Consider the following 16674-nt stretch of genomic DNA (forward strand, 5'->3'; position numbering starts at 1 on the left):
TTCGAAACGAACGTTCGAAGTGATACGAGAGCAGGGCACTGTGAGCGGCGCGCACTTCGCCTTCACCGACCGGTGGGGCGGGGTGAGCGCCGTTCCGTACGAGGAGCTCAACCTCGGCGGTGCGGTGGGCGACGAGCCCGCATCGGTCCGCACCAACCGTGAACTCGCCGCCAAGGAGCTGGGGCTCGACCCGGCCCGGGTGGTCTGGATGAACCAGGTGCACGGGCGTGAGGTCGCCGTCGTAGAGGGCCCCTTCGCCCCGGGCGACCCGGCCGCGGTGGACGCGGTGGTGACGAGCCGCCGGGGAACCGCGCTCGCCGTACTGACCGCGGACTGCACGCCGGTCCTGCTCGCGGACCCGGTGGCGGGGATCGCGGGCGCCGCCCACGCGGGCCGGCCCGGCATGGTGGCGGGCGTGGTGCCCGCCGCGGTCGAGGCGATGGTCTCGCTCGGCGCGGATCCGGCCCGGATCGTCGCCCGTACCGGACCCGCCGTCTGCGGACGCTGTTACGAAGTGCCCGAGCGGATGCGGGCCGAGGTCGCCGCGGTCGAGCCGGCCGCCTGGTCGGAGACCAGCTGGGGCACCCCGGCCGTCGACGTCACCGCCGCGGTGCTCGCGCAGCTCGCCGCCCTCGGCATCACCGACACCGAGGCCTCGCCGATCTGCACGCTCGAATCGCTCGACCACTTCTCGTACCGCCGCGACCGCACTACGGGGCGGCTCGCCGGATATGTCTGGCTGGACTGACGACTCATGACGGATCGCAAGACCGAACTCGCCTCGAACCTGGCCCGGGTGGAGGAACGTATCGCTTCCGCCTGCGCCGCGGCCGGGCGCGAGCGCGCGGACGTGACCCTCATCGTGGTCACCAAGACCTACCCGGCGAGCGATGTGCGCCTGCTGCACGAACTGGGCGTGCGCGAGGTCGCGGAGAACCGTGACCAGGACGCGGCCCCCAAGGCGGCGGCCTGTGTCGACCTCGATCTGACCTGGCACTTCGTGGGCCAGCTCCAGACCAACAAGGTTCGTTCCGTGGCGAGTTATGCCGATATGGTGCAGTCGGTCGACCGGGACAGGCTGATCGCCTCGCTCTCCACGGCGGCGGTCCGCGCCGAACGCGAGCTCGGCTGCCTCATCCAGGTCGCCCTGGACGCGGAGTCGGGTGAGCGCGGTGAGCGCGGCGGCGTCGCTCCGGACGGAATCGAGGAGTTGGCGGCGCTCGTCGCCGAGGCGCCCGGGCTCCGGCTCGACGGTCTGATGACGGTCGCGCCGCTGGCCGGCGAGTACGCCGGAAGGCAACGGGCCGCCTTCGAGCGGCTGCTGGAATTCTCATCCCGCCTGCGCGCGGACCATCCGGCTGCGAACATGGTGTCAGCAGGGATGAGTGCGGACCTCGAAGAGGCCGTTGCGGCCGGAGCGACACATGTACGCGTCGGAACGGCGGTACTCGGAGACCGACCCCGGCTCGGGTAACGTCGCCAAGCAAGTCGGACCACAGCAGAAAATATGGTCATTCCCACTCTTCGGTGGGCAGACCGCGTGGATCGTGGGCCCTTGACGACGCTGCCACTCGGCGACAGGAGCGATCCACCACAGAGCGGAGGAATCTGAGCATGGCCGGCGCGATGCGCAAGATGGCGGTCTACCTCGGCCTCGTGGAGGACGATGGGTACGACGGCCGGGGGTTCGACCCCGACGACGATTTCGAACCCGAGCCCGAACCGGAGCGCGACCGTCGGCGGCACCAGCCCCCGCACCAGGTTCCGCTCCAGGACGAACGGGACGAACCGGTACGAGTAACTCAGCCTCCAGCGCCGAGAGAACCGGTTCAGCTACCGGTAGAAAGCGGACGACCGGCGCGAATTGCACCCGTGGCGTCCATCACACCTGAACGCCCGAGCCTGGAGAAGAACGCACCGGTGATCATGCCCAAGGTCGTGTCCGAGCGGGAGCCGTACCGCATCACCACGCTGCACCCGCGGACCTACAACGAGGCCCGTACCATCGGGGAACACTTCCGCGAGGGCACCCCGGTGATCATGAACCTCACGGAGATGGACGACACCGACGCGAAGCGACTTGTCGACTTTGCCGCCGGTCTCGTCTTCGGTCTGCACGGCAGTATTGAACGCGTGACGCAGAAGGTGTTCCTGCTGTCTCCTGCTAACGTCGATGTCACGGCGGAGGACAAGGCCCGCATCGCAGAGGGCGGATTCTTCAACCAGAGCTGAGAACACGACACCGGGAACGAACCGGCCGACACCAGGCCGGAGCTTTGAAGCAAGGGGAGAGGGAAGCGCGAGATGGGCGTCGCACTACAGGTGGTCTACATCGCGCTGATGTGCTTCCTCATCGTGCTGATCTTCCGGCTCGTCATGGACTACGTCTTCCAGTTCGCCCGTTCATGGCAACCCGGTAAGGCGATGGTGGTCGTTCTTGAGGCCACCTACACTGTCACCGATCCACCGCTCAAGCTTCTGCGGCGGTTCATTCCGCCGCTGCGTCTCGGGGGCGTGGCACTCGACCTGTCCTTCTTCGTTCTGATGATCATCGTCTACATCCTGATCAGCATCGTGGTCAGGTTGTGAACGATTCGGTCCTGCCGACTGCCGACGACTACGTAGAGGTGAAGAAGAGATGCCGCTGACCCCCGAGGACGTGCGGAACAAGCAGTTCACGACGGTCCGCCTCCGAGAAGGCTATGACGAGGACGAGGTCGATGCCTTCCTCGACGAGGTCGAGTCGGAGCTGACCCGACTGCTCCGTGAGAACGAGGATCTGCGCGCCAAGCTGGCTGCCGCCACTCGCGCCGCCGCGCAGAACCAGCAGCAGCAGGGCATGCGCAAGCCGGAGCAGCAGCAGGACGGCCGAGGCCCGGGCGCCCCCGTCCCCGCGGCCATATCCGGTCCGCCGCAGGTCCAGCAGCAGCCGCAGATGGGTCCGCCCCAGCTGCCGAGCGGTGCGCCGCAGCTGCCGGCCGGTCCCGGTGGCCACGGCCCGCAGGGCCAGCACGGCCAGGGCCCCATGGGTCAGGGCCCCATGGGTCAGGGTCCGATGGGCCAGGGCCCCATGGGTCAGGGTCCGATGGGGCAGAACCCGATGGGCCAGAACCACCAGAACCAGATGGGCCAGAACCAGCTGGGTCAGGGCCCCATGGGTCAGAACCAGCTCGGCCAGGGCCCCATGGGCCAGCAGATGGGCGGCCCCATGGGCGGCCACGGTCCGCAGATGGGACAGCCGGCCCAGGCGCCCGGTGGCGACAGCGCCGCCCGTGTGCTCTCCCTCGCGCAGCAGACCGCCGACCAGGCGATCGCGGAGGCCCGTTCCGAGGCCAACAAGATCGTCGGCGAGGCCCGGTCCCGCGCCGAGGGTCTGGAGCGCGACGCCCGTGCCAAGGCGGACGCCCTGGAGCGGGACGCGCAGGAGAAGCACCGCGTCGCGATGGGCTCCCTGGAGTCCGCCCGCGCCACGCTCGAGCGCAAGGTCGAGGACCTGCGGGGCTTCGAGCGCGAGTACCGTACGCGTCTGAAGTCCTACCTGGAGTCGCAGCTGCGCCAGCTGGAGACCCAGGCCGACGACTCGCTCGCGCCGCCGCGCACCCCGGCGACGGCCTCGCTGCCGCCGGCTCCGCAGATGAGCGGCTCCATGGCGTCGGCCGGTGCCGGTTCGATGGGGCACCAGATGGGTGGCCAGCCGTCCATGGGCGGCGGCCAGCAGTCCATGCCGAGCGCGCCGTCCTACGGTGGCCAGCAGCAGATGTCGCCGGCGATGACCCAGCCGATGGCTCCGGTGCGGCCGCAGGGGCCCTCGCCCATGCAGCAGGCGCCGTCGCCGATGCGCGGGTTCCTGATCGACGAGGACGACAACTGACGGGCTCTACGCGCGTGCGCCGCGCGTAGCCGTCGGCAGGCTGCAAGGGCCGGTACCGGGTTTCTCCCGGTACCGGCCCTTCGCCGTGCCGGGCCGGCGGCTGTCGGGGGCGCGGCCCCCGGGGCCGGCGGGCGGCTGTCCGGGGATGCCCCCGACCCCGGGTTTCGGTTGGCGACGCGCACAGGTGCGTATCGGGAGCAGGCCGGGCCCGAGCCGTGACCGGTGTTCAGGCATCGCTCCGGCGGCAGAACGTCGCCTGCAGCAGATCGGTGAAGATGCCGATGGGGTCGTCCCAACCGCCATCGCTCCAGTCGCCGTTGACGTTGGTGGTGACCATCTGTCCGCCGTCGCGAGCGCCGTACGCGTAGGACCACGATCCGAAGAGCGCACCCCCCATGCCCCAGACCGTTTCCCCGCAGGGCAGTCTCACTGAGGAAACGCCGAGGCCGTAGGCGGCCTCGGGGATCCAGTCGCGGGTGGGCACGGTGGTGAACATGGCGCGTTGCTGGTCCGGTGGCAGTATCCGGCCTCCCAGCAGGGCGCGGAAGAACCGGTTGAGGTCACCGGTGGTGGAGATCATGCCGCCGGCTGCCCAGAACATGGATGAATCGAGTTCGGTCGCGTCGTGGACCGGCGCGTCGGGGTCGGTCCGGAACAGCTTCGTGTAGTGCCGGGAGTGCGGTCCGTGAATCGTCGGGTCACTGCCGCGCGGCAGGTACGTACCGGTAAGGCCCCAGGGGCGGGAGATCCGCTCGGTGATCTCCTCGGCAAGCGCGCGGCCGGTGACCCGCTCGATGATCATGCCTGCGAGGACGTAGTTGGTGTTGGAGTACGCCCAGTCCGAACCCGGCGCGAAGGCGGGCGGGTGGGCCAGGGCGATCTGCACCAGCGACTCGGGCGGATGTGTCTCGTAACGGTTCAGCGCTTCCTGGTCGTCGGTGTAGTTGAAGACCCCGCTGGTGTGGTTGAGCAGCATCCTGACGTTCACCCCGGCACTGTCGTCGTGACCGCCATGGACCATGCCGGGCAGCCACTGTTCCGCGGTGTCATCGAGGCTCAGCCTGCCTTCCGCCGCCAGTTGCAGCACGACGGTGGCCACGAACGTCTTGCTGATGCTGCCGATGCGGAACCGGTCCCGCTGTGAACGGCTGCGGCCGGTTCGGGTGTCGGCCACTCCCGCGGTCCCGAACCACTGCCGGTCGCCGTCGTGTATCTCGGCGAGAATGCCGGGAAGGCCGCCTTGAGTCACAGCGTGCTGAAGTAAGCGCCGGACCGCTTCGTGGCCCCCGGCCCCCGAGGCCGGCGCGGAAGCGGATGTCGCGTCCTGCGCGCTGGCCGGCTCGGCGCCCCGCCGGTCGTTGTCCGTATGCGCGCTGTGCTGGTGCATGTGGTCCCCCTTGGCGTAGGTGAGCCGTGGATGACCGCTCGGCCCCTGCCCACGGCGTGATGCACTGCCCACCCGCTCTCACGGGGGGCGTAGTACCCGGCTCGGCGTGCGATCCATCGCGCCCGCCTCAGTGCTCACTGCACATCACGGCCAGGGCACGGCCGCCGGGCGAACCGGCTGGGTCAGCTGATTCCGGTGTCACCGATCCGGCTGGTGAGCGTCTGCCGTACGCGGTCCGCCAGCGCGGCCGGATCGATCCCGGCCAAGGCGAGAGCACGTGGCACGGTGCCGGCCTGAGCCTCCAGGATCCCGAGCAGCAGATGCGCTGACCGCAGGTCCTTCTTGCGGGCGGAGGCGAAGCTCCGCTCCAGGGCGAGTCTGGCGGACGCACCCATCCTGGGCTGCTGGGCAGTGCGGCCCGGCCGGAGCGGGCCATAGGCGGCCGGATCCACTCCCACCACGCTCAGGCTGTGCTCGAACTCCCGGTCCAGTGCGGCGCGGACAGCGGCGCGATCGAGCCCGGCCGAGGCCAGAACCTGCTGAGCGGCGGACCCGTGATCGGCGGCGAGCGACAACAGGAGATGGTGCGCGCCGAACGTCGCCGACCCATCCTCTCGGGCTTCGTCCGTCGCCCGCACGATGACCGCATGCAGGTACGTGTCAAACGCGCTCATCACCGCGCCTCCTCAGCTTGACGCCGGCGGCGATGAGCCGCTTGGCGTGCTTCTTGTGGACGGCTTGGCGGGTGACACCGAGCGCTTCGGAGACCTGCGGCCAGCTCCAGCCCGCCCGCATGGCCTGCTCGACGGCGGCGTCCTCCAGTTGATCGGCAAGGCGACGCAACGCCACGACAGCCGCCAGCGCGTCAGCGGGCTCGGATGGAAGGGAAGGTTCGCCGACAGACATGCAAGCAACTGTAGTTGACTGAGCACGATAGTCAACCCGAGTTGCTCAGGTGTGGGGAGGGTCGGGGGTGGGCCCGCGCGGAGACCTCTTCGACCCCGGGTGGTCTCGGGAAGGGCCGGGCGGGGGACAACAAAGCGGCCCACTCCCCGGCCTGGGGAGTGGGCCGCTCGGGCGAGGTGGGCTACACCTTGCGGAGGCGGAACGTCAGGGACAGGGGCTCGTCCGTGAAGGGCGCCCCGAAGGTGTCGTCACCTTCGCCGGACGCGTAGTCCGTCGCCAGAACCTCGTCCGCGATGAGCGAGGCATGGCCCGTCAGGGCCGAGGAGACCTCCGCGTCCGCCGACGACCACCGCACCGCGATCCGGTCCGCCACATCGAGCCCGCTGTTCTTGCGCGCCTCCTGGATCAGCCGGATCGCGTCACGGGCCAGGCCCGCCAGCCGCAGCTCCGGAGTGATCTCCAGGTCGAGGGCGACCGTCGCACCGGAGTCGGACGCCACCGACCAGCCCTCGCGCGGCGTCTCGGTGATGATGACCTCGTCGGGGGCGAGCGATACGGACTCGCCGTCGACCTCGACCGTCGCCGTGCCCGTGTCGCGCAGGGAGGCCGAAAGGGCCGCCGCGTCGGCCGCGGCCACGGCCTTGGCCACGTCCTGCACGCCCTTGCCGAACCGCTTGCCGAGCGCCCGGAAGTTCGCCTTGGCCGTGGTGTCGACCAGCGAGCCGCCCACCTCGGAGAGGGAGGCGAGCGACGACACGTTCAGTTCTTCCGTGATCTGCGCGTGCAGCTCGGGCGAGAGGGCCTCGAAGCCCGCCACCGCGATCAGGGCCCGCGACAGCGGCTGGCGCGTCTTGACGCCCGACTCCGCGCGCGTGGCGCGGCCCAGCTCGACCAGGCGGCGTACCAGCGTCATCTGCCCCGAAAGCGCCGGGTCGATCGCCGACGTGTCCGCCTTCGGCCAGGTCGAGAGGTGGACGGACTCCGGGGCGTCCGGCGTCACCGGCACCACCATGTCCTGCCAGACCCGCTCGGCGATGAACGGCGTCAGCGGCGCCATCAGCCGGGTGACCGTCTCGACCACGTCGTGCAGGGTGCGCAGCGCGGCCTTGTCGCCCTGCCAGAAGCGGCGGCGCGAACGGCGTACGTACCAGTTGGAGAGGTCGTCGACGAAGGACGACAGGGCCTTGCCCGCCTTCTGCGTGTCGTACGCCTCCAGAGCCGAAGTGACCTGCTCGACCAGCGAGTTGAGCTCACCGAGCAGCCAGCGGTCGAGGACCGTGCGGTCGGCCGGGGCCGGGTCCGCGGCGCTCGGCGCCCAGCTGGACGTGCGGGCGTACAGGGCCTGGAAGGCGACCGTGTTCCAGTAGGTCAGGAGGGTCTTGCGCACCACCTCCTGGATCGTGCCGTGGCCGACCCGGCGGGCGGCCCACGGGGAGCCGCCGGCCGCCATGAACCAGCGCACCGCGTCCGCGCCGTGCTGGTCCATCAGCGGGATCGGGTCCAGGGTGTTGCCGAGGTGCTTGGACATCTTGCGGCCGTCCTCGGCGAGGATGTGGCCCAGGCACACCACGTTTTCGTACGACGACTTGTCGAAGACCAGGGTGCCGACCGCCATCAGCGTGTAGAACCAGCCGCGGGTCTGGTCGATGGCCTCGGAGATGAACTGCGCCGGGTAGCGGCTCTCGAACAGCTCCTTGTTCTGGTGCGGGTAGCCGTACTGCGCGAACGGCATCGAACCCGAGTCGTACCAGGCGTCGATGACCTCGGGCACGCGTACCGCTTCGAGCGAGCAGCCCTCGGCGGTGCAGGTGAAGGTCACCTCGTCGATGTACGGGCGGTGCGGGTCGAGCGCCGACTGGTCGGCGCCGGTCAGCTCGGTCAGCTCCGCGCGCGAGCCGACGCATGTGAGGTGGTTGTCCTCGCAGCGCCAGATGGGCAGCGGGGTGCCCCAGTACCGGTTGCGGGAGAGCGCCCAGTCGATGTTGTTCTTCAGCCAGTCGCCGAAGCGGCCCTCCTTGACCGAGTCGGGGAACCAGTTGGTCTTCTCGTTCTCCCGCAGCATCGCGTCCTTGACGGCGGTGGTGCGGATGTACCAGGACGGCTGCGCGTAGTAGAGCAGCGCGGTGTGGCAGCGCCAGCAGTGCGGGTAGCTGTGCTCGTACGGGACGTGACGGAAGAGGAGGCCGCGCTCCAGCAGGTCCTCGGTCAGCTTCTCGTCGGCCTTCTTGAAGAAGACGCCGCCGACCAGCGGCACGTCCTCCTCGAAGGTGCCGTCGGGGCGGACCGGGTTCACGACCGGAAGGCCGTACGCCTTGCAGACCAGGAGGTCGTCGGCGCCGAACGCGGGGGACTGGTGGACCAGACCCGTACCGTCCTCGGTCGTCACGTACTCGGCGTTGACGACGTAGTGGGCCTCGGCAGGGAACTCGACGAGCTCGAAGGGCCGCTGGTAGCTCCAGCGCTCCATCTCGGCGCCGGTGAAGCGCTGACCGGTCACCGTCCAGCCCTCGCCGAGCGCCTTCTCCAGGAGCGGCTCGGCGACGACCAGCTTCTCCTCGCCGTCGGTCGCGACGACGTAGGTGACCTCGGGATGGGCCGCGACCGCCGTGTTGGACACCAGGGTCCACGGGGTCGTCGTCCACACCAGGAGGGCCGCCTCGCCGGCGAGCGGGCCGCCGGTGAGCGGGAAGCGGACGAAGACCGAGGGGTCGACGACCGTCTCGTAGCCCTGCGCCAGCTCGTGGTCGGAGAGGCCGGTGCCGCAGCGCGGGCACCAGGGGGCGACACGGTGGTCCTGGACGAGGAGGCCCTTGGTGAAGATCTCCTTCAGGGACCACCACACGGACTCGACGTACTGCGGGTCCATCGTGCGGTAGGCGTCGTCCAGGTCGACCCAGTACCCCATGCGCGTGGTGAGGTCGGCGAAGGCGTCGGTGTGGCGGGTCACGGACTCGCGGCACTTGGCGTTGAACTCGGCGATGCCGTACGCCTCGATGTCCTTCTTGCCGGTGAAGCCGAGCTCCTTCTCGACCGCGAGCTCGACGGGCAGGCCGTGGCAGTCCCAGCCGGCCTTGCGGGCCACGTGGTAGCCCTGCATCGTGCGGAAGCGGGGGAAGACGTCCTTGAAGACGCGGGCCTCGATGTGGTGGGCGCCCGGCATGCCGTTGGCGGTGGGCGGGCCCTCGTAGAAGACCCACTCCGGGCGGCCCTCGGACTGTTCGAGGCTCTTGGCGAAGACCTTGGACTGCTCCCAGAAGTCGAGCACGGCGTGCTCCAGGGCGGGCAGGTCTACCTGGGCGGGCACCTGGCGGTACTGCGACATCCGTTCATCCTCCGGCGGATCGTCGTGCGGCTCCGTCGAAGGGACGAGAGCGGGCCCACGTGGGGCGCTCCCGCGGTACCACCCTCCTTGGCGGTGTGCGGAACACCGCCCCCTCATTGGGGCGCGAAGCCGGTTCTACTGAACCCCTGGCGATGAATCGCTGTACGGAGTCGTTCTTCCGGCGGCTCGGGGGTGATCTTCACCGCGCGCTCACCTCCGGGCTCACACCGTCCCCGGATCGCTCTTGGCTGCGTACGCCGCTACTCGTCCCGTCCACGCCTCTCGCTGGGGCCAGTGTACGGGGCCCGGAGAACGGCGGCCCACCGGATTTGGGGCGGGCCGGTCGGGGGTGGCGCGTGACCCGAATGGCCATACGGGCCGCGGCGGGCCCGGGCCCCGCCCGTACGGCGGATTCGCCGGGCCGGGAGCTGGGCACAACCGATGCAGGTTCGCCGCGCGGCCGGTCCGGGGCGGGGCGAACCGGCGGCGTGCCCCGTTGCCGCGGGCCTGGAGTCGATTTATCGTCCCAGCACGATTCGCGAGCAAGATCACAATATGTGAAGGGGCCGCGGCCATGGTGGCGAAGAAGACCGCCGGAGAGACCACAACGGCGTCCAGGAAAGCCGCCGCCGCCGAGAAGACGGCGGCCAAGAAGACGGCAGCCTCGAAGGCGGCGACGACGAAGACGGCCGCCAGGAAGACGGCCGCCACGAGATCAGCGGCCACGAAGGAGTCGGTCACGAAAACGGCGGCCGCGAAGGAGCTGGTCACGAAAACGGCGGCCCCGAAGGAGCCGGTCACGAAGGCGGCGGCCAAGAACGCCGCCAAGAAGAGTTCGGCCAGGAAGGCCGTCGCCAAGAAGACCACGGCCGGCAAGGCAACCGGGACGGCGTCCGCCGCGTCCGACAAGGCGACCGACAAGACGGTGCCGGCGAAGTCGGCCGGGGCGGGCGCCGAGAAGGCCGCGACCGCGGCCGAGGGGGCGGCTGCGGCCGCGGAAGAGACGGGAGCCAACAAGGTGGTTGCGAAGAAGACTGCGGGAGGGGCGACGGCGGCAAGGACCGCCGCGGCGTCGGCGGTGCCGACGGCCCGTGCTGTGGCCACGGCCACCCCGGGCGAGCTTCCGGTCCGGCCGGGCGAGGACCCGTGGACGCCGGAGGAGGTCGCCGAGGCCCGCAACGAGCTGTCCGGCGAGGTGCTGCGGCTGCGCACCGAGATCGAGTCGTCGGAGGCGGCGCTGGCCGGCCTGATGCGCGACTCGGGTGACGGCGCGGGCGACGACGACGCCGACACCGGCACCAAGAACATCACCCGCGAGCACGAGATGGCGCTCGCGGCCAACGCGCGCGAGACCCTGGAACAGACCGAGCACGCCCTGGAACGGCTCGACGCCGGGACGTACGGCTACTGCGAGGCCTGCGGGAAACCGATCGGCAAGGCACGGATGCAGGCGTTCCCGCGCGCCACGCTGTGCGTGGAGGACAAGCAGAAGCAGGAACGGCGGGGCTGACCCCGCACAGGTGTGCCGTACCCTCGTGCTCAGTCAGGCACCTAGCGGTTGAGGGACTCACGTGGCAGAGGCGGAGCGCATCATCGGTACGCCGGATGCGGAAGGGGCCGACGAACAGGCGGCCCCTTCCGAGCAGCCGAAGGGCAAGCGGAAGATCGCCGTGCTGTTCGCGGTGGCGGCCTTCGCCTACCTTCTGGACCTCGGCAGCAAGATGCTCGTGGTGGCCAGGCTCGAACACCACGAGCCGATCAAGCTCATCGGCGATCTGCTGCAGCTGAACGCGATCAGGAACGCGGGCGCCGCCTTCGGGATCGGCGAGGCCTTCACGGTGATCTTCACGATCATCGCGGCGACCGTGATCGTGGTGATCGCCCGGCTCGCGCGCAAGCTCCGCAGCGTGCCCTGGGCGATCGCCCTCGGCCTGCTGCTCGGCGGTGCGCTCGGCAACCTCACCGACCGCGTCTTCCGCTCGCCCGGCATCTTCAAGGGCGAGGTCGTCGACTTCATCGCGCCCCAGGGCTTCGCGGTCTTCAACCTCGCGGACTCGGCGATCGTCTGCGGCGGCATCCTCATCGTGATCCTCTCCTTCCGCGGCCTCGACCCGGACGGCACCGTCCACAAGGACTGAGCCCGCCCAGGGGCCGCTGCGGGGGATGCCCCGGGGCCAGCCGGGGGCCGGCGCGGGGGATGCCGCGGGGCCCGCCCAGGTGCCCGCCCGCCGGACGCGCGGCGGGTGACGCCGGTGCGGCAAGGCATACTCGACGGGTGAGTACGATTCCCGAGATCCGCACCCTGCCCGTTCCCGACGGCCTCGAAGGCGAGCGCGTCGACGCCGCCATCTCCCGCATGTTCGGGTTTTCCCGTACCAAGGCGGCCGAGCTCGCCGCGGCGGGGAAGGTGCAGGTCGACGGCGCCGTGGTCGGCAAGTCCGAGCGGGTGCACGGCGGGGCGTGGCTGGAGGTCGAGATGCCGCAGGCGGCCGCCCCCGTACAGATCGTCGCCGAGCCCGTCGAGGGCATGGAGATCGTCCACGACGACGACGACATTGTCGTGATCATGAAGCCGGTGGGCGTCGCGGCCCACCCGAGCCCCGGCTGGACCGGCACCACCGTCATCGGCGGCCTCGCCGCGGCCGGCTACCGCATCTCCACCTCCGGCGCCGCCGAGCGCCAGGGCATCGTGCACCGCCTCGACGTCGGCACCTCCGGCCTCATGGTCGTCGCCAAGTCCGAGCGCGCCTACACCTCGCTCAAGGCCCAGTTCCGCGAGCGCGTGGTCGACAAGCGCTACCACGCCCTGGTGCAGGGCCACCCGGACCCGATGAGCGGCACCATCGACGCCCCGATCGGGCGCCACCCCACCCACGACTACAAGTGGGCCGTGATCGCCGAGGGCAAGGCGTCCGTCACGCACTACGACCTGATCGAGGCCTTCCGCGCGGCCTCCCTGCTCGACATCAAGCTGGAGACGGGCCGCACCCACCAGATCCGCGTCCACATGTCGGCCCACCGCCACCCCTGCGTCGGCGACCTCACCTACGGCGCCGACCCCACCGTCGCCAAGCGCCTCAAGCTGACCCGCCAGTGGCTGCACGCGGTGCGCCTCGGCTTCGAGCACCCCTCGGACGGCCAGTGGGTCGAGTTCGAGAGCGTCTACCCGGCCGATCTGCAGTACGCCCTGGACGCGATCCGGGCCGAGAGCGAGTGACCGCCTTCACCGTCCGCGTCGCCGAGGAGCCGGCCGACCGCGAGGCCTGCTTCGCGGTGCGCAACGAGGTCTTCGTCGTCGAGCAGCGGGTCCCCGAGGACGTGGAGTACGACACGTACGACGCGATCGCGCTGCACGTCCTTGCGGTGGGAGCCGACGGCCCGCTCGGCACCGGGCGGCTCCTGCACGGCTCCGGGGCGCGGGCCAAGACAGGTGACCCGGGCGTCGGCTCGCTCGGCCGGCTCGCCGTCACCGCGGCGGCCCGCGGCCTCGGCGTGGGCGCCGCCCTGGTGCGCGCCATCGAGGCCGCGGCCTTCGAGCGCGGCCTGACCGCGGTCGACCTGCACGCGCAGACGCATGCACTCGGCTTCTACGAGCGGCTCGGTTACGAGGCGTACGGCCCGGAGTTCCCCGACGCGGGCATCCCGCACCGGGCGATGCGGCGAGCGCTGCCCTAGGGGGTGCCTGGCGGTTTTTCGGAGGCCGCCCCTGGCTCAGCTGGGCCCGCCCCCCGGCACCGCCGCCCGGGCCCTTTGCGCCCCGATGGGCGGTTCGGCCCGGTTGCGTGGCACGCTTGAGGTCTTGATCGTCAAGGCCGTCCAGGCCCGGACCGCCCGGAGGGCATCCCGTGGACCAGCTCGCCCTGCTGCTCGTGCTCCTACTCGGCGCGGTGGTGACGGTCCCGTTGGGGGAGCGCCTCGGGCTGCCCGCCCCGGTGCTCATGACGCTCGGCGGGATCGCCATGGCGCTCCTGCCGTTCGTGCCCAACGTGGAGATCGAGCCGGAGTTCATCCTGCCGCTCGTGCTGCCGCCGCTGCTCTACGCGTCCGTACAGCGCACCTCCTGGCGGCAGTTCACCGCCAACCTCCGGCCGATCTTCCTGCTCGCCGTCGCCCTCGTCTTCGTGACCACCGCCGCGGTCGCCGCCGTCGCCAGCTCCATCGTCCCGGGCCTGCCGATCGCCGCCGCGGTCGCGCTCGGCGCACTCGTGGCGCCGCCCGACCCGGTCGCCGCGACCGCGGTGGCGGGCTCGCTCGGCCTTCCGCGCCGCCTGGTGTCGATCCTGGAGGGCGAGGGCCTGTTCAACGACGTCACCGCGATCGTGCTCTACCACGTGGCCATCACCGCGGCCGTGACCGGGAGCTTCTCCTGGGCGTCGGCGGCGGGCAAACTCGTGCTCTCCGCCGTGGTCGCCGTCGTCGTGGGTCTCGCGCTCGGCTGGCTCGCCAACAAGCTGATGGGGCTGCTCGGCGACCCCACGCTGCAGATCGGCCTCACGCTCCTCGTGCCGTTCGTCGGCTATGTCCTGGCCGAGGAGTTCGGCGGCTCGGGCGTCCTCGCTGTCCTGACGGTGGCGCTCTTCCTCGCCGAGCACACGATGGACGCCGACGACGTGCAGGGCCGGCTCGCCGGAGCCACGTTCTGGCAGATCGTCGACACCCTGGTGACCGGCGTCGCCTTCGGCCTGATCGGGCTCGAACTCCACAACGTGTTCGGCACGGCGACCGGCAGCGAATCGCACATGTTCGGCTGGGCGGCGGCCGTGGTCGGCGTCGTCGTGGGCGTACGGCTGCTGTGGCTGCTCCCGGCGACCTGGCTCGCCAAACGGCTGCACACCAAGCGTGACTACGACGAGGAGATCCCCACGTCGTGGCGGGAGACCATCGTCATGTGGTGGGCCGGGATGCGCGGCGTGGCCTCGGTAGCCCTCGCCCTCGCCATCCCGCTGAAGACGGAGGACGGTGCCCCCTTCCCCGGCCGCGACGAGATCATCTTCATCGCCTTCGCCGTGATCATGACCACCCTGGTCTTCCAGGGACTCACGTTGCCCTGGCTGGTCAAGAGGCTCGGCGTGCGCGCCGACACGGACGCCGAGCGCGTCCTGGAGCGGGACCTGGCGATCCGCGCCGCGAAGGCCGCCAAGCGGCGCCTGAAGGAGATCCAGGACGTCGAGGAGCTGCCCGAGGAGGTCATGGAGCAGCTGCACCGCAGGGCGTACGACGTCGGCGCGAAGATCAGCCCCGACATGGTCGACGAGGAGCGGCGCGCGTCGTACGCGAAGCGGGTGGAGCGGATCCGGGCCGTGCAGCGCATCCAGCGCGAGATGATGTCCGCCGCCCGGCACGAGGTGCTCTCCGCGCGCAATGAGCCGGGCGCGGACCCGGAGATCGTCGACCGGGTGCTGCGCCAGCTGGACGTCCGCAGCCTGCGCTGACCGGCGAGCGCTGGGCCCGCCCCGCGCGGGCTAGCGGCGCTCGTCCTCGATCGCCGGGTGGTCCCGGGGCGTCGGGGGCTGAGCCTCGGTGGTGATCCTCGGCAGCGCGTACGGGTGCTCCTCGTACAGCCAGGCCACCAGCTGCTCGCGGACCGTGACGCGGACCGTCCAGATGTCGTCCGCGTCCTTGGCCGTGACGACCGCACGCACCTGGATCGTGGTCGGCGTCGTGTCGGTCACCGCGAGCGAGAAGTCCCGGCCGTCCCACGCCGGGCACTCCTTGAGGATCAGGGCGAGCCGTTCGCGCATCAGGGGGATCGGCGCCGAGTGGTCCAGGTGGAAATAGACGGTTCCGGTCATCTGGACACCGCCGCGCGACCAGTTCTGGAACGGCTTGCTGGTGAAGTACGACACCGGCATGGTCAGGCGGCGCTCGTCCCAGGTGCGCACCGACAGATAGGTCAGCGTGATCTCCTCGACGACGCCCCACTCGCCCTCGACCACCACGGTGTCGCCGATCCGCACCACGTCGCCGAAGGCGATCTGCAACCCGGCGAAGAGGTTGCCGAGGGTGGACTGGGCCGCCACACCGGCGACGACGCCCACGATGCCCGCCGAGGCCAGCAGGGACGCCCCGGCCGCCCGCATCGCCGGGAAGGTGAGCAGCATCGCCGCGATCGCCACCACGATGACGATGGCGCTGACCACCCGCTGGATGAGCGTGACCTGGGTACGGACCCGGCGGACCCGGGCGGGGTCGCGCGTGGAGGCCGCGTACCGGGTGTAGGAGGACTCCACGACGGCCGTGGCGATCCGCACCACGAGCCAGGAACTCGCGCCGATCAGGATCAGGGTGAGGAACTGGCCGAGACCCGCTTCGTGATCCTGCACGGGCTTCCATTTGATCTCGTCGTAGGAGCCGCGCAGGATCGCGGTGAGCATGACGAGGTTGAGCGGTATGCGGCAGCGGCGCAGGAGGCCCCACAGCGGGGTCTCGCGGTCCCGGGCGTCGGCCCGGCGCAGCAGTCGGTCGGCAAGCCATCCCACAACGAGCGCGAGGACGACCGAGCCGCCGATGACGATCAACGGACGCAGTACGTTCTCCATGCCCCCGACCGTAACTGGCACGATGGCCTCATGAACATCATGCTTTTCCATTCGGTCTACGGTCCGCGTCCCGCCGTACAGGAGGCGGCACAGCGGTTGCGGGCCGCCGGCCACCAGGTGCACGTCCCCGACCTGTACGAAGGCCGCACCGTGGAGACCGTCGAGGAGGGGCGCGACATCAAGGAGAAGATCGGCAAGGACGAACTCCTGAAACGGGCGATTCTGGCCGCCGCCCCCTACTCGGAGCGAGGGCTCGTCTACGCGGGGTTCTCGCTCGGCGGGTCCATCGCGCAGACCTTGGCGCTCGGCGACGCCAAGGCCCGCGGGCTGCTGCTGTTCCACGGCACATCGGACATGGCAGAGAACACGGCCGTGGACGAGCTGCCCGTCCAGCTGCACGTCGCCGACCCCGACCCGTTCGAGTCGGGGGACTGGCTCAACTCCTGGTACCTGCAGATGCAGCGGGCCGGCGCGGACGTGGAGATCTACCGCTATCCGGGCGCCGGCCACCTCTACACCGACCCGCAGCTGCCGGACTACGACGAGGCGGCGGCGGAGCAGACCTGGCGCACGGCGCTCGGCTTCCTCGACGGGCTCGACGGCTAGCCGCCGGCCGGAGAAACCCCGAACGGGCAGTGCGGACCCGGAG

General features: G+C 70.6%; 16 protein-coding genes. 11 read left to right on the forward strand and 5 right to left on the reverse strand.

The window, feature by feature from the left end:
• The first annotated feature begins 19 nt into the window (after nt 1-19).
• The 5 genes from pgeF (at nt 20) to AB0D31_RS00160 (ending at nt 3871) form a co-directional block, all read left to right on the forward strand.
• Nucleotides 20-748 (forward strand): peptidoglycan editing factor PgeF, encoded by a 729-nt coding sequence (gene pgeF / locus AB0D31_RS00140; protein WP_362714720.1) that lies wholly within the window; start codon nt 20-22, stop codon nt 746-748.
• Nucleotides 749-754: 6 nt separating this feature from the next.
• A complete protein-coding gene (locus AB0D31_RS00145) occupies nt 755-1474 on the forward strand; it encodes a YggS family pyridoxal phosphate-dependent enzyme (protein ID WP_362714723.1) in 720 nt (239 codons plus the stop codon).
• Nucleotides 1475-1614: 140 nt separating this feature from the next.
• A complete protein-coding gene (gene sepF, locus AB0D31_RS00150) occupies nt 1615-2232 on the forward strand; it encodes a cell division protein SepF (RefSeq protein WP_362714725.1) in 618 nt (205 codons plus the stop codon).
• Between the two features lie 72 nt (nt 2233-2304).
• Nucleotides 2305-2589 (forward strand): YggT family protein, encoded by a 285-nt coding sequence (locus AB0D31_RS00155; protein ID WP_114035728.1) that lies wholly within the window; start codon nt 2305-2307, stop codon nt 2587-2589.
• Nucleotides 2590-2638: 49 nt separating this feature from the next.
• Nucleotides 2639-3871: a DivIVA domain-containing protein gene (locus AB0D31_RS00160; protein ID WP_362714728.1), complete on the forward strand. Its 1233-nt coding sequence runs from the start codon at nt 2639-2641 to the stop codon at nt 3869-3871.
• A gap of 226 nt (nt 3872-4097) precedes the next feature.
• Here the strand turns inward: AB0D31_RS00160 and AB0D31_RS00165 are convergent, their stop codons facing one another.
• The 4 genes from AB0D31_RS00165 to ileS all read right to left on the reverse strand — a co-directional run bounded on the left by AB0D31_RS00165 (nt 4098) and on the right by ileS (nt 9486).
• Entirely contained in the window at nt 4098-5258 is a 1161-nt protein-coding gene (locus AB0D31_RS00165) for a serine hydrolase domain-containing protein (RefSeq protein WP_362714731.1), read from the reverse strand.
• A 182-nt stretch (nt 5259-5440) separates the two neighbouring features.
• Nucleotides 5441-5932, reverse strand: coding sequence for a Clp protease N-terminal domain-containing protein (locus AB0D31_RS00170; protein WP_362714734.1), 492 nt, complete (start codon nt 5930-5932; stop codon nt 5441-5443).
• Complete coding sequence (locus AB0D31_RS00175; RefSeq protein WP_362714736.1) at nt 5919-6164, reverse strand: hypothetical protein; 246 nt, start codon at nt 6162-6164, stop codon at nt 5919-5921. The genes AB0D31_RS00170 and AB0D31_RS00175 overlap by 14 nt, the downstream gene beginning before the upstream one ends.
• Before the next feature lie 181 nt (nt 6165-6345).
• Nucleotides 6346-9486 carry an isoleucine--tRNA ligase gene (gene ileS, locus AB0D31_RS00180; protein WP_362714738.1) on the reverse strand — a complete coding sequence of 1047 codons (3141 nt, stop codon included), beginning with the start codon at nt 9484-9486 and terminating at the stop codon, nt 6346-6348.
• A 574-nt stretch (nt 9487-10060) separates the two neighbouring features.
• On the opposite strand from ileS, the gene AB0D31_RS00185 reads away from it, so the two are divergent.
• The 5 genes from AB0D31_RS00185 (at nt 10061) to AB0D31_RS00205 (ending at nt 14918) form a co-directional block, all read left to right on the forward strand.
• Entirely contained in the window at nt 10061-10996 is a 936-nt protein-coding gene (locus tag AB0D31_RS00185) for a TraR/DksA C4-type zinc finger protein (protein ID WP_362714741.1), read from the forward strand.
• Between the two features lie 61 nt (nt 10997-11057).
• Nucleotides 11058-11624 carry a signal peptidase II gene (lspA, locus tag AB0D31_RS00190; RefSeq protein ID WP_362714744.1) on the forward strand — a complete coding sequence of 189 codons (567 nt, stop codon included), beginning with the start codon at nt 11058-11060 and terminating at the stop codon, nt 11622-11624.
• Nucleotides 11625-11761: 137 nt separating this feature from the next.
• The gene (locus AB0D31_RS00195) at nt 11762-12703 is read left to right on the forward strand and encodes an RluA family pseudouridine synthase (protein ID WP_362714746.1); all 942 of its coding nucleotides are present in this window, start codon (nt 11762-11764) and stop codon (nt 12701-12703) included.
• Nucleotides 12700-13161, forward strand: coding sequence for a GNAT family N-acetyltransferase (locus tag AB0D31_RS00200; protein ID WP_362714748.1), 462 nt, complete (start codon nt 12700-12702; stop codon nt 13159-13161). Before AB0D31_RS00195 ends, AB0D31_RS00200 begins: the two co-directional genes overlap by 4 nt.
• Before the next feature lie 170 nt (nt 13162-13331).
• Nucleotides 13332-14918, forward strand: coding sequence for a Na+/H+ antiporter (locus AB0D31_RS00205; RefSeq protein ID WP_362714750.1), 1587 nt, complete (start codon nt 13332-13334; stop codon nt 14916-14918).
• 30 nt (nt 14919-14948) lie between these two features.
• On the opposite strand, the gene AB0D31_RS00210 is transcribed toward AB0D31_RS00205, so the two are convergent.
• Nucleotides 14949-16025: a mechanosensitive ion channel domain-containing protein gene (locus AB0D31_RS00210; protein ID WP_362714753.1), complete on the reverse strand. Its 1077-nt coding sequence runs from the start codon at nt 16023-16025 to the stop codon at nt 14949-14951.
• 30 nt (nt 16026-16055) lie between these two features.
• Here AB0D31_RS00210 and AB0D31_RS00215 point away from each other — a divergent pair, with 30 nt between their 5' ends.
• Nucleotides 16056-16631: a dienelactone hydrolase family protein gene (locus AB0D31_RS00215; RefSeq protein ID WP_362714755.1), complete on the forward strand. Its 576-nt coding sequence runs from the start codon at nt 16056-16058 to the stop codon at nt 16629-16631.
• Nucleotides 16632-16674: the final 43 nt, after the last annotated feature.

It is taken from the genome of Streptomyces sp. NPDC048361 (genome assembly GCF_040651795.1).
Classification (GTDB): Bacteria; Actinomycetota; Actinomycetes; order Streptomycetales; family Streptomycetaceae; genus Streptomyces.

What these genes read in the sequence shown, in the direction of transcription:
- AB0D31_RS00215 (WP_362714755.1), top strand. Translation starts at nt 16,056, where the DNA reads ATGAACATCATGCTTTTCCATTCGGTCTACGGTCCGCGTCCCGCCGTA.
- AB0D31_RS00185 (WP_362714741.1), top strand. Translation starts at nt 10,061, where the DNA reads ATGGTGGCGAAGAAGACCGCCGGAGAGACCACAACGGCGTCCAGGAAA.
- AB0D31_RS00175 (WP_362714736.1), bottom strand. Translation starts at nt 6,164, where the DNA reads ATGTCTGTCGGCGAACCTTCCCTTCCATCCGAGCCCGCTGACGCGCTG.
- ileS (WP_362714738.1), bottom strand. Translation starts at nt 9,486, where the DNA reads ATGTCGCAGTACCGCCAGGTGCCCGCCCAGGTAGACCTGCCCGCCCTG.
- AB0D31_RS00210 (WP_362714753.1), bottom strand. Translation starts at nt 16,025, where the DNA reads ATGGAGAACGTACTGCGTCCGTTGATCGTCATCGGCGGCTCGGTCGTC.
- AB0D31_RS00145 (WP_362714723.1), top strand. Translation starts at nt 755, where the DNA reads ATGACGGATCGCAAGACCGAACTCGCCTCGAACCTGGCCCGGGTGGAG.
- AB0D31_RS00165 (WP_362714731.1), bottom strand. Translation starts at nt 5,258, where the DNA reads ATGCACCAGCACAGCGCGCATACGGACAACGACCGGCGGGGCGCCGAG.
- sepF (WP_362714725.1), top strand. Translation starts at nt 1,615, where the DNA reads ATGGCCGGCGCGATGCGCAAGATGGCGGTCTACCTCGGCCTCGTGGAG.
- AB0D31_RS00155 (WP_114035728.1), top strand. Translation starts at nt 2,305, where the DNA reads ATGGGCGTCGCACTACAGGTGGTCTACATCGCGCTGATGTGCTTCCTC.
- AB0D31_RS00170 (WP_362714734.1), bottom strand. Translation starts at nt 5,932, where the DNA reads ATGAGCGCGTTTGACACGTACCTGCATGCGGTCATCGTGCGGGCGACG.
- AB0D31_RS00160 (WP_362714728.1), top strand. Translation starts at nt 2,639, where the DNA reads ATGCCGCTGACCCCCGAGGACGTGCGGAACAAGCAGTTCACGACGGTC.